The 12,277-nt window shown below is 51.4% G+C and carries 10 protein-coding genes; 2 read left to right on the top strand and 8 right to left on the bottom strand.

Annotation, left to right across the window (positions count from 1 at the left end; all coding sequences use genetic code 11):
- The first annotated feature begins 416 nt into the window (after nucleotides 1-416).
- Complete coding sequence (locus Q1Y33_RS00465; RefSeq protein WP_300797217.1) at nucleotides 417-2,858, top strand: BACON domain-containing carbohydrate-binding protein; 2,442 nt, start codon at nucleotides 417-419, stop codon at nucleotides 2,856-2,858.
- Nucleotides 2,859-4,210: 1,352 nt separating this feature from the next.
- On the opposite strand, the gene Q1Y33_RS00460 is transcribed toward Q1Y33_RS00465, so the two are convergent.
- The 7 genes from Q1Y33_RS00460 to Q1Y33_RS00430 all read right to left on the bottom strand — a co-directional run bounded on the left by Q1Y33_RS00460 (nucleotide 4,211) and on the right by Q1Y33_RS00430 (nucleotide 8,633).
- The gene (locus Q1Y33_RS00460; protein ID WP_300797215.1) at nucleotides 4,211-4,543 is read right to left on the bottom strand and encodes a hypothetical protein; all 333 of its coding nucleotides are present in this window, start codon (nucleotides 4,541-4,543) and stop codon (nucleotides 4,211-4,213) included.
- Between the two features lie 81 nt (nucleotides 4,544-4,624).
- Nucleotides 4,625-5,107, bottom strand: coding sequence for a hypothetical protein (locus Q1Y33_RS00455; protein ID WP_300797213.1), 483 nt, complete (start codon nucleotides 5,105-5,107; stop codon nucleotides 4,625-4,627).
- A gap of 21 nt (nucleotides 5,108-5,128) precedes the next feature.
- Nucleotides 5,129-5,761 (bottom strand): hypothetical protein, encoded by a 633-nt coding sequence (locus Q1Y33_RS00450; protein WP_300797211.1) that lies wholly within the window; start codon nucleotides 5,759-5,761, stop codon nucleotides 5,129-5,131.
- A 189-nt stretch (nucleotides 5,762-5,950) separates the two neighbouring features.
- Entirely contained in the window at nucleotides 5,951-6,856 is a 906-nt protein-coding gene (locus tag Q1Y33_RS00445; RefSeq protein WP_300797210.1) for a hypothetical protein, read from the bottom strand.
- Nucleotides 6,857-6,862: 6 nt separating this feature from the next.
- The gene (locus Q1Y33_RS00440) at nucleotides 6,863-7,273 is read right to left on the bottom strand and encodes a hypothetical protein (protein WP_300797208.1); all 411 of its coding nucleotides are present in this window, start codon (nucleotides 7,271-7,273) and stop codon (nucleotides 6,863-6,865) included.
- 165 nt (nucleotides 7,274-7,438) lie between these two features.
- The gene (locus Q1Y33_RS00435; protein WP_295908808.1) at nucleotides 7,439-7,855 is read right to left on the bottom strand and encodes a hypothetical protein; all 417 of its coding nucleotides are present in this window, start codon (nucleotides 7,853-7,855) and stop codon (nucleotides 7,439-7,441) included.
- Nucleotides 7,856-7,898: 43 nt separating this feature from the next.
- Nucleotides 7,899-8,633: a hypothetical protein gene (locus Q1Y33_RS00430; RefSeq protein WP_300797206.1), complete on the bottom strand. Its 735-nt coding sequence runs from the start codon at nucleotides 8,631-8,633 to the stop codon at nucleotides 7,899-7,901.
- A gap of 145 nt (nucleotides 8,634-8,778) precedes the next feature.
- Between Q1Y33_RS00430 and Q1Y33_RS00425 the strand changes: the two genes are divergently transcribed.
- Nucleotides 8,779-10,578: a S41 family peptidase gene (locus Q1Y33_RS00425; RefSeq protein WP_300797205.1), complete on the top strand. Its 1,800-nt coding sequence runs from the start codon at nucleotides 8,779-8,781 to the stop codon at nucleotides 10,576-10,578.
- A gap of 127 nt (nucleotides 10,579-10,705) precedes the next feature.
- On the opposite strand, the gene Q1Y33_RS00420 is transcribed toward Q1Y33_RS00425, so the two are convergent.
- Nucleotides 10,706-12,007, bottom strand: a complete 1,302-nt coding sequence (locus tag Q1Y33_RS00420) for a hypothetical protein (protein ID WP_300797203.1) — start codon at nucleotides 12,005-12,007, stop codon at nucleotides 10,706-10,708.
- Nucleotides 12,008-12,277: the final 270 nt, after the last annotated feature.

Genomic DNA, 12,277 nt, shown 5'->3' with positions numbered 1-12,277 from the left:
GCATATATCCGGCAACAGATCCGGGCCTTCAAATTTTGTGCAAGGTACTAAAATCTCGGCGATTCATCATCGAAATGGGCCAAAAACATCCATCCACATACCGTCCGGGAGCCTCGGCGCGCTCTACCCTCCCGACCAGGGCAGGCGCACGGCATACGCCATCGCCGACCGTACACGGTTGCGCCGCCGAATCCACAACTTTCATACGAACCACTCAAATATTCATAAAATATTTTGTGGCAATCGTTTTATATATGTGCAATATTTCACCAATAACACCTTTAAACGCAACTTATTTAGTCTCTTTCAGACATGGAGAAGAAAAAAATCCATATATTTAAACGACTTTAATACCAACTCACCGATCTATGTTTACATTATTTTCATCAAGGTCCATGAGACCTTTAGGCATTCTGATGGCAGGAATGCTTCTGTTCGCATGCTCCAAAGACGACACCGGAGGAAAGACCGACAGCCCCGTCATCGAGGTGCTGGAAGCGCAGGGCATGTCCCTGACGGCCGATGCCGGCAGTGAGGAGTTACACTACACCATCAAGAACGCCACGAAAGAGGGCAGCATCACGGCCGAGTGTGCCGAATCGTGGATTGAACTGAAAAACGACGGCGAATCCGGCACGATCCGGTTCGACTACGACGAAAATACCGATCGGGAAGCCCGTCAGGCGACTATCCTCCTGACCTATCCGGGTGCTGATGACGTACAGGTGAACGTCACGCAGCAGGGAAGTGAAAAATGGATTCTCAATATCGAGGTTACCGGGATAACCGCCTTCGCGGCCAGCCTCAAGGTCTCCTCGACGGAAGCAGCCATGCCCTATGTCCTGCTGAACCTGCCGAAATCCGACTACGACTCATTCACGTCGGACGAGGAGCTGACCAACCATTACATCGAACTTTTCCGCTCGGTAGCCTCGACCTATGGCATCAAACTCGAGGACCTGCTCGCACAACTGCTGTACGTGGGCGACACCGAAGGCAGCTTCGACAAACTGACTCCCGAGACGGAATACGTCGCCGTCGCATTCGGTCTGAACACCGACGCGACCGTAACAAGCGAAGTATTCCCCTGCGCCTACACCACGCCCGCACCGCCCTATTACGACCAGGGCATTTCATTATCCGTCAAGACGCTCAAACCCAACTACATGGAGATTGAGGCAACACCCGGATCGGATGAATACCGCTACTACGCCGACGTCCTGAGCAAGGAGGAGGTCGATGCGTTCTCTTCAATGGACGAGTTTGCGGACAACATCATTGCCCGGCTGCAGGAGGTCATCGACCTCAACAACGCCTTCGGCACCCCGACAACCTGGGACGACGTCACGGCCCAGGGCCCGGCAGCCTTCAGCATCAACACGCTCTATTCGAACACCGTCTACACGGATTTCGCATTCGGCATCAGCAACGGATACCGCACGACGGATGTCACCACGCACGACGTCACGACGCCCGAACCCAACATCACCAGCAGCTGCACTTTTGCATTCGAAACGCTCTCCACGGATCCCGCCCTGACCAAAGTGCGCATCACTCCCTCGGACAACAGCGAGTATTTTGCCATCATCGCCCTGTCGAGCGAGGCCAACTCGATGACACCCGAACGTTACGCCGACGACTGCATCGTCTACGCCAACAGTTACGATGTGTGGAACACGTGGACGGGCGAGCAGGTTCTCGAGGTTACCGACCTGAAGGACGACACGGACTATACGGTCGTCGTATTCGGCGTGGGCGACTACTACGAGCGGAACACCTCTGTCAACTATTTCACGCTGCATACGAACAAGCTGGGCATGGTTGACATCACGTTCGACCTGCAGGTTACCGAGGCAACCCAAAGCTCCGTATCCTACCACTGCACCCCGTCCGATCCAGAGCAGACCTGGGTCGTTGGTGCCGTACTGAAGGAGAAGCACGACTCATTCGCCTCGGAAGAGGAGTTCAAGGAGTACCTGCTGACGGCCGGCAACGGCTTCCCCATCGTCAACAAGGGCGAAGCCGACGGTTCGCTGATGTACGACTGCGAATGGGGCCTGTTCCAGCCGGGCGATTACCTGCTCTACGCAGTGGCCTGCTACACCGACGGAACAAACTATACGATACTCTCCGACCTCACCTACGTGCCGTTCACGATCGAAGAACGTGTGCTCAGCGACGCGGCTACGGAGATAGAGCTGATCGTATATGACGGCGACGAACTCGTGGCCTACGATCCGGAAAAGTTCCCCGCGGAGGATTATGCCGGCAAGGCTGCCGTCGACATCGTGTTCACGCCGAACACAGCGTGCGCCGCATATTACGTGTGCCTCCAGAGCCGTCCCGCATCGGTCATGGAAGGCCTCTTCATCGACACGCTCATCGAGGTCATCAAAGCCTACGGCGACAAGATCGAGGGGAACGCTCCGGCCACCTTCGGAGTCGCGCTCCCGTGGGAATACAATAACTACTGCATAATGGGCATGGGCGTCGACAGCAACGGCATGGAAGGCCAACCGACGATCGTCAGCCTCAATGTCAGCCGCGACCAGATCGTACCGTTCAACCCCGCATCTGGTTCATCGAAGAAACTGGTTCCCGCGGCATTCACCCTTCCGTCCGAGGCTGCGGCCAACGCACAGCGCGTCATGAACGGCGCCGCACAGCGCGTAGAGTCGAGCGGAGTGATGCCGGTCATGAAGCAGGCGGTGCGCCAGGCCGGAGATACAGCCAAGACCCGGATCGTCGAGAAGTACATCCGCAAACAGATCGAGCAGGCCGGCGGCAAATACTATGCTCCCGCCGAGCGGAAGCAGGCGAGCGAATTTGTCAAGGTCAGCTCGTTCAACGTTCGCTAATTCTACCTGACACTCCCTCCTGCGGCTGACCCCGCACGGGAGAGGGAAAAAGCAACCCCGGCACCTTGCGGTGCCGGGGCTTTTGCATACTTACGTCGGTTACTCTCATACAATCTCAGCCGGAAGTTATGCCCAGATAGAGCATCTAAAAAGAAAAACAAATCAGACAAGCGAAACATATCCGATAAAAAACACTATATTTGTAATAACAGAAGATACTGAAAGTTTATCAAGATAAATACACAAGAAAAGCATACTATCTGCCTTCCAAATCTGATAACCAAGGAACTTCCTAAATTGATAACACTGATAAAAACATAAATTATGGGATTATTTTTTAATATAATTTCGTTACTACAATCTGGTAATAACGAAAAATATTATACCGACTCTAACGGTAGAAGGCTATCTACCCAAGAAATTGTTGATACCTACAATGAGCTGTATACCCAATCCCAAGAACTGTATGAACAATACACCGAGTTATGTAATCAATACGATGAATTATGTAATCAATACAATGAATTATTAGACTCGTACAATCAAATATGCGATGCTTATGATAATTTAATCGCGCAATAACATAAAAATTTAATCATATAATTTACAGATTTCAATCATTAAACAAATTAAATCATGGGAAGAGGTGGCTTTTCATGGAAAAGGGCAACGGGCCTTTCCGCGGCAAAATCAAATATTTCTAAAAAAATTGGAGTCCCATTAACCAAAAGTGGCAGACAGCAAAAGATCGGACGCGCTGCTTCTGGTGGATGTATGATAGTTTTAACAACTCTTGTAACGATCCCTGTATTATTTATATTTCTAATTTCTTTTATATTTTAATTAATACAAATATCATCACAATCGTAAAAAATAAAGATTAGTAGGAAACTGCCCTGCTAATCTTTGTTTATCTATGTAACAATATATTACATCTCAATCCATCAACAATCTTCTCAGTATCATATTTATCGAAAAGACATTAACCCACCATTTTCCTCCAAGTGATACCTGATCGGTATATTCTACGAAGTGTTCAACGGTGCTCTGATCAAAATGTGTATGTATACCCGAGCTATTGTCAAAAGGCTCGATCATAAAGGGATTGGTGACGATGTGATAATCATCACCAATCCAGAAAACAGAAGTTGAGGTCCTATTTATCTCTTACTGCTGGCGCGGTATCCACAAAATCAAGCAGCCGGAATTTGTCCCCGTCGTAACGATAGATCCATTGCGAATGGCTGTCATCCGGAAAGAGAAGAAGTACCGTCTTCCCGTTCTCTTCGTATGCCGAATCCGTATAAAACTTGACCCGCCGTTTCGCCCCGGACCGGTTAAAAATCCGCTCGTCAAGATAGGCTCCAGCCACAAAAAAAAGAATGACCGCCGTACTCTATCACGCCGTAATAGTCCTCAGAAGCTGTTTCAGAGAGGGAGAAAAGGAGATCAAAGGCCTCAATCTGAATGGTCGAATCGGCCTGAAAGAAGATGGAAAATTTCGTGTCGGACCGATAGTAGTCCCGTGTACGCTCCTCGGCAAGGACCGCGTCCAGTACCGGCAGGAGCTTCTTCTCCGCCACCGTGAGAAGGTCGAGGTCATCGCAGCGTTCGACCTCGGAGGTTTGGCCATATGCGCTGCACAGGGACAGGCAGAACAGAGTCGCAAACAAATATTTTTTCATAGCATCAGGGGTTGATGATCATTGGGCACAACACGGCCGGGTGGGATATATCCGTCTAAAACTCATTCCAGCCAACCGTCACTACCATCGTCCATATTTTTTATCATATATGGCAAAAGACCGGCTATTGACAACGATGGAATCCGATCCCGGCATCTTTTCTATGCACATTCCGGTTTTGGCATAATGCAACAGAGGCTTGTTTGCGAGCAGCTGCAATATGCCCTCTCGGTCATCATACCGGTATGGATATTCGACTGGCAAAACCTTGCTGAACAAAAGAGGCTCCGCCAACCTGATATGGAGACGTTCGTCCTTCACATCGACGATTTCCCCCGTAAATTCAGCCGCAGCAATCTCCCGCTTCGCCTCCTCGCAATGTTTTTTCATCGTTCGCATGTACCCGATACCGTAAGGCAGATAAAACACGGAATAAATCGTCAGCATACAAACAGCAACGACAGCGCCTGCAATTGCAATTGATCGTTTCATGGAATAAAAATCTATTGGTTTCACCTTCCCGTTGTCATCGGCAATGCCCGCAGGCTCGGTCAGACGGGTCATCCCGATGTTAATTGTTACAGATTATTTTATGTTTTCCATCAACTCCCGAATCAGGTATACCCACAAATCCGGATTGATGGGGCACGGAGCGGTTATCGATGGCAGGCAATATTCCCCATACCGGTTATCATACTCGTCCTTTATAACAAAATAGGAGGGAACTCCAGCCATACAGGTTGCATCGGGGAGGTCCGTTATCGGCTCCGTATGATATTGTTTCAGATCAAATGCCTCTTTCAGCATTTGCCGGTCCGTTTCCGCCCTTTTCAACTCTTTTCTTTGTTTTTGGGATATGTGTCTCTTTCGCTTCAGCTGATCGATGATTGAATCGTGGTCGATTTTTTTCATACCGACAACATGGCAGGCACTGTCGATTGATACGACATATTCATTGCAGGCACTGTCCGAATGAATGACAACATAGTAATGCTCGTTCTTAAGTGAGTATACCATTTTTCTTCCTGGAATGATCCCGAACCCGGACAATACAATATCCGCTTTGGCCCGACTTTCATCCAGCGAACGGGATAACCCCGCAGTTTCCCCCTGTTGAGCGAAACAGCAGCTTGCCGCTACAAGAGCAAAACAAAGGATGATAATTCTTTTCATTGTAGGACTTGATTTACCGTCATGTATTATCATCTTGTCGCTCATACCCCTCCCGTATTTCCCATGCAGCAGCCACACGGCGGAAACGGATGAACGCTGCTTGCCAAATTTACTGAAAATAAGGCAATCATACAGGTTGCCGCAATCAAAAATTTCGGTTTCATAATAGTAGGACCTGTTTCAACGCCGAGGTTCGATTCTCATTATCTGTTCCGGATTCCGGACGGCACGACTTCAGTTCGTCTTCTTGGGAACCAACCAAACATCACACCCCCAAATGATCCCATAGCCCCCAAATCTTGTCACATCATCCCTGTCTCTACACGACAGTTGTTTTGACCATTCCCGATATTTTCGGGAGCAGGCTTCATAAATACGGTTTTCCAATTCCGATACGGTCTCATTCTCGAACTGGGACTTCCATTCACCGGTATCCTCATAGTATATCGACTGCGAGCGGACGACGCTGGCTTCGTCAATCCGGGCGTCATCTCCGAATAGAACAGCTGCCATATAATACGCCTTTATCGTATCACGGATACAATCTGCTTCGATCTCTACGGGTGTGTACTTGTGGCCCGATGAAAGCGGTGCCAAAAGAGTGGGGGCTTTCTGTACAGACGAGGCGGGATTCTCATTAACCGCCCCGGAATCCAGGCAGTCAACCGCTCGATTCGTATTCCTGGGCACCAGTCGGACTCTATACCTCCAGGCAAACGCAGTGTGACCATAAAATCTTTTCACATCAGGCAGATCACTATACGGCTGCCGTTTTAACCATACCAGAAACTTTCGGGTGCAGGTTTCATAAATACAGTTTTCTAATTCCGATCTGGGTTCATTATCATAACAAGATATAGGCTTCAATTTACCTGCGTCTTTCGCATCTCGATAATATATAGAATGCGTGCGAACCCGGCCGGCTTCATCAACCCGAATGTTCTCTCCGAATTTCTTGTCGAAGTAAATTCCTGCAGTATATAAAACATGTATCGTAGTATCACGAATACAGTCTGCTTCGATCTCGATGGGAGTAAACTCCTGATCCTCTAAAAGCGGTATCAAAAGAGGAGTTACCTCCTGTCCAGACACCTGCAACGTCCATCCCAATATGGACCCTAATAGCAAAATTCGTTTCATATGCTTTTATTTATTTTTTTTACCCGTCCAAAAGTCGAATAATATCGAGTGAGTCGGGCTTATCCTTATCAGAGGATATGTACTATATGTCCCGCTTTGATTCACTTGTGCCCCTGCTTTAAAATTACAAACAGCATCAACCATTGCTGCTTTCGAATAGCCATTATTAACCAAATCAGTAAAAGATGTCTGCCAGGCAACTGCCGCAGCAGAACCATCAATGCCCATATCAGTCATCGAACCGAAACCTTCTCCTCTGCTTGATGCATAGTTCGAAGCAACCCCATATCCAAAAACATAAGCCTCGACCTCATTGAAAATTGTTTGGCCGCCTTGTCCATATTCATACTGCACACAATGCATCAATTCATGGGCCGTACCCTCAACAGTCCTAACGTCATGTGTAGCACCAAGCATTTGGGCAGATATTTCCTTCCCTCCATTTTCATGCGACCTAATTGTAGCTCCCGCACCTTTTATTGTCGGGGAGGGGCACCTTCTCTCCCGTTCGGGGCAACGAACTTGATGGGATTTCCCATGCAGCAGGCATACGGCGAAAACGGATAATACCCGTATGCCCAATCAACCGATCGGAAGAAAGTTCCGAACGGCATATACGACACACAGGATTTCGCCCAGAATCAGCAGGAAGATGAATGGCAGATAAACATACCACCTCTCCGGCCGGCGCTCCTTTTTGTTGATGACAAACAAAAGGATAAAGAAGACAACAGGCATGATGCATGATAAATCCAGAACATTGGACCGGAACATCACACCCGCAATAAGACAATAGACCGGGAACAGCAGAAATCCTGCCGCTGCAATATTTGCCAGGATCCATCCCAACAAGGGATACCGTGCAAGATTCGACAATCCGACAACGGCGCACAGCGCAAAAAACAGATCCTGTGCCGAGTATAGATACGATTTATAACCGACCAGACCCAAAACACCTTCCTGAAAATAGCGGTCAATCGGATCTGCCAGTATATACACACAGGACAGCACAATGACGCATCGGATAAAGATACATGTCTTCCTACCAGTCAGACACTGCATTTCGGTAGTCTTCCTCATTGTCGAAATGTCTATAATGAATATTTTGATCTTTATCAATATAAACTTCTATGTAAAATGTTGCTGATATATCACCCGAGGTGCTGACATAACTAAATCCAGCTTTGTTCCCGTCTTGACTGGAATCTATTTTTGTGAACCCGGATATTTTTGCATCATCAGGGAAAAAGAAGGGAGTAAAATTAGAGAGGCCACCGTATTTGGATCTTATTGGACCTTCGTCCCAGGATGAGCGTAAATAATTGGCAAAGCCCACAGCTGCTTCTTCAAGAAAAATAACTCCTTTTATTACACCATTATATCGTCTTATCTTACCGATATCATCCTGAAAACCATGAAACAGTTCATGACCCATTGCTATTGCGCTTGAAAGTGAACCTCCATCTACCTTTGAATGCCACGGATTCCTGACATATGAAATTGTTCGGCTTTTATAATCGTAAGAAGAACTCATCGTCCAAAAGGTCCCATCAAGGGTGTATGTTTTGGCAGAGGTTATCATTCGATCTACAACCATTCTACCTTTATGTGTGGCAACAATCTTCCCCAGATTATACATAACTCCAGACGCATTATTTGCAACTCTTAATTTGTTCCCGTCCGGATCAACAAACTTGATGGGATTCCCCATGCAGTAGGCATACGGCGAAACCGGATAATACCCGTACGCCAAATTTACTGAAAATAAGGCAATCATGCAAATCGCCGCGGTCAAAAAATTCCGCTTTGCGCCGGCACGGAATCCTCTCGCGTGTTCACGGACCAAAAGGTGACGGCCGGACATACTTTTTTGAGGCGCGGATGCGTTATTTGCTATGAATCTGCCACCAACCTGCCCGAAAATGAAAAGGAAACTGGCCCTGCTGATCGGCTTGCTGTGCCTGCTTGCAGGCTCCGGACAAGCCGCGGAGCTCTCCCGCTACGCAGAATTTGCCCGTGCATACGGCATCGTCCGCTACTTCTCGCCCAATCCCTACACGGAAAAGTGGTCCGAGAGCGACTGGATGAAGGTCTGCACGCTGCTGGCCTCCCGAATCGACACGCAGCCGCTGGAGCAGGTATTCCGACCGCTCGCCCCGGGCCTCGTCTTCTCGGAGGAGCCGGTCCCGCCCCGGAGTGCCGACGCCGCGGACGCCCCCGCTCGGTACTACAGCTACAGCGGCTCCGGAGCACTCGACATTCCGTTTATCGCCCGGCTGTTCATCCCCGGTCTGGCCCGGTACATCCCCTATTACAAAAGGCTGGAGCGGGTCGCCGACCGGCAGGACACCGTGGCGGCGCCACAGCCCGGAACGTATTACACCTACCGGGTGGCGGAGGGGCGGTACCTGCATATCCAGCACGCCCTGCCCAAAGAGCAGTTCGACGGCCGGGCGACGCGTCGCCTGCTCGCCGAGGCGAAAAGCTACTGGGACAACCACCGAAGCGAGGACAAGAACCTCTCCCCGCGGCGCAGCTTCATTTTCGGACTGCTGGCCGATGAGGCGGTCCGCACGGCCGATCTGACGGTCCGCTGGAACATCATCCGCCACTTCTACCCCTATTATGAGGAGGAGGGTCTCGACTGGGAGCCCCGGCTGGAGCAGTACCTGCAGGAGGCGGTCGGGATGGAGCCCCCTGCAACCATCGAGGCGGTACTCGGCTGGCACGACCTGCTGTGCCGCTTTTTCCATCCGATCAGGGACGGGCACCTCTTCGTGCGCAGGGACATGACGCTCTCGGGCGTCCGGTCGACCTACCTGCCCGCCTGTTATGCGGACGTTGAGACGGTATGCGTGAACGACACGCTGCTCATCCGCACGGCCGGAGCACCCTGGCGCGTGCTCCACGCCATCGACGGACAGCCCGCCGCCGAACGCATGGAGCGCTGCCGGATGGTTACCTGCGCCGCAACGGACGGGCATCGCGACGTGCTGGCTGCCCGCGAGTTCTTCGCCGCTGCGGCCTACGGCACGCCGTTTGTCATCCGCAGCAGCGATCCGTCGGGCGCGGAGCGCATCGACACGCTCTACGCCTGTCAGCCGGACGCCCCGATGCCGCAGCGGGAGAATCCCGCGATCCGACGTTGCGGAGAGGGCGTCCTCTACGTCGACGCCACATCGCCCGAGGTGACCGAGAAACGGTTTCTCGCGGCGCTGACGCCCGACATCAAGGCGCTCTGCTTCGACCTGCGCGGCCTTCCTTCGGTCCGTTTCGAGGCCATTCTGGCGCATTTGATTGCTGCCGACGCGGCAGCCCCGGCGACGGAGGTGCCGATCACCCGCTTCCCCTTCCAGGAGGGTGTGGCGTGGCGCATCGGGTCGGAGACCCTCCGGGCCAAAGCGCCGCATGTAGCCCTGCCCGCAACCTTCCTGTGCGATGCCGGGACCGTCAGCTGGGGTGAAACCATCCTGATGATGGTACGCCACTACCGGCTGGGCGAGATCGTCGGACAACCGACGGCCGGGACCACGGGCGACATGACGCAGTTCGCGCTGCCCCTGTTCCCCTTCTCCATGACCGGCATGCGCATGCGCGGCATGGACGGAGAACCACACCACGCCCGGGGCATCGTTCCCGACCGGATCGTCCCCCGCTACGCCGTCGACCTCATGACGGGCTGCGACCGCACGCTGGAGACGGCATTGGATACTGTCCGATAAACGCCGACAACGAGGGACCGCCACACGCGCATGGCCCGGCAAATACGCCCCTTCATGCTGTCTGCGGCATGAAATTCGGAATCATGCGGGGTTCAGCGCGGCCGACAGACCGGGATTTTTGCTCCGTTCACAGCGATTTTGCGGCCAGCAGTTGCCGAAGCCGGTCTCCGGCTCCCGCATGGCTTGCGTTGACCATATCAATGAAGTCCGTATATTTCAACGGATACTTCCCGGCGTATTCCAGATAGAACCCGGCAATGATACCCGCCAGTTCGTCATAGCCGATCTCCTGCGCCATGCGGTCCAGAACCAGCGGTCCTTTTCTGTAGATCACCGTATTGTTGTTGTTAACGACAACGTCGACGATCGGCTCGTCCTGATCCGTGTCCCTGATCTTCCCGTATTCCGACCGGCACCAGTCGAGCTGTTTTTCGTATGTATCGGGTCCATAGAAATGACGGATAAACAGCAACGTCATAAACTCATTGAGCGACTCCTTGATGAAATAGGCTCCCGGCTCACCGTCGTCAATCAACAGGGTCCACTCGCCCAGCCACCGGTGTCCGATTTCGTGCACCAGCGGATAGATGTCGGGGCTGGTGGAGAACTTCTCCTGCGAAGCGGAGATAAAGCCGATGTTGTATCGGTTGCTGAACCCCTTACCGTTATGAAACAAATAGACAGGAAGCGCCGTCACATTCCGCTCCGCGGAGATATAGTCTTCGCCATACACCTTGCTGAAGAACGCGATGCCGGCCCCGGTCAGCTCAAGCAGCTCGTCGTATCGCTCCCGGCCGCATTGCATCCCCTTGATCTGGTAGACGGAGACTTCTCCGGGGAGGTCCGCCTCTGTCCGCTGATAAACGTCCGTGCGCAGAAAGGCCAGCGTGAGCGACTGGGACAGGATATGCCTTAACGTGCCACTGTATTTCGTGGCAGAGTTCGCCGCCAACGGATAGGAGCATAGAAAAGAGAGCGAATCGGGCGTCTCCACCTCGATGGCGATATCCATGCAGGTGTTCGGCACATACGGATAGAAGTATTCGCCGAAGCTGGTCTCCCACAATTCGGCATCACCCTCTCCGTAGATGAAGAATGCCGACAGGTTGGTATAATCGTAATCCATGCCGACACGCACCGTCCGGTCATCTTTTCTGCGGATTACGATCTTCTTCCGGGCATGATCATATTCATATCCGAAGCGGTCGTCATGCATCATCAGGTTGTCAACGGAGAACTCCTGACCGCCGCCGAAATGCATGGATACGCTATCCGTCCCCTGGAAATCCACCCCAAAAGAGCATGCGACATGAAGATTGGCCGCCTCCTGACCGGTTTTGCTGATATGAAGCTTGTAGTCACTGATCTTCTGGGCTGTTGCGATACGGCCCGCAGCCAGCAGAGCCACTATAACCATCCATTTTCTCATACAAATAAAATTTTTCGGATCAGAAGACCTCCGCGGCCGCTCCGGATTCCATGATATGCAAATATAGCGTTTTTGTTTCATATAACCCGTCGCCGCGAACCGGAAAGACAGCCATTCCGTTGCATCATGGTAAGCAACCGGTGAAGTGCGTATAGTGAATTTATTCCACGCGAGGTATCTTCGCGCAAAAAAAAGATGCTTACACGAGAAGAAATCGCAGAGATAGTCCAATACTGCAAGGAGAATGGAGTCACATACAAGAGCCGACTG

Origin of the sequence: uncultured Alistipes sp. (genome assembly GCF_949296715.1) — a bacterium.
GTDB lineage: Bacteria > Bacteroidota > Bacteroidia > Bacteroidales > Rikenellaceae > Alistipes.
The sequence above is the reverse complement of the archived record's forward strand: the minus strand, read 5'-3'. Positions and strand labels throughout refer to the sequence as shown.

Coding starts and splice junctions, on each gene's coding strand:
- Q1Y33_RS00465 (WP_300797217.1), top strand. CDS start 417: ATGGCAGGAATGCTTCTGTTCGCATGCTCCAAAGACGACACCGGAGGA.
- Q1Y33_RS00460 (WP_300797215.1), bottom strand. CDS start 4,543: ATGAAAAAATATTTGTTTGCGACTCTGTTCTGCCTGTCCCTGTGCAGC.
- Q1Y33_RS00455 (WP_300797213.1), bottom strand. CDS start 5,107: ATGACCCGTCTGACCGAGCCTGCGGGCATTGCCGATGACAACGGGAAG.
- Q1Y33_RS00450 (WP_300797211.1), bottom strand. CDS start 5,761: ATGAGCGACAAGATGATAATACATGACGGTAAATCAAGTCCTACAATG.
- Q1Y33_RS00445 (WP_300797210.1), bottom strand. CDS start 6,856: ATGAAACGAATTTTGCTATTAGGGTCCATATTGGGATGGACGTTGCAG.
- Q1Y33_RS00440 (WP_300797208.1), bottom strand. CDS start 7,273: ATGCTTGGTGCTACACATGACGTTAGGACTGTTGAGGGTACGGCCCAT.
- Q1Y33_RS00430 (WP_300797206.1), bottom strand. CDS start 8,633: ATGATTGCCTTATTTTCAGTAAATTTGGCGTACGGGTATTATCCGGTT.
- Q1Y33_RS00425 (WP_300797205.1), top strand. CDS start 8,779: ATGAAAAGGAAACTGGCCCTGCTGATCGGCTTGCTGTGCCTGCTTGCA.
- Q1Y33_RS00420 (WP_300797203.1), bottom strand. CDS start 12,007: ATGAGAAAATGGATGGTTATAGTGGCTCTGCTGGCTGCGGGCCGTATC.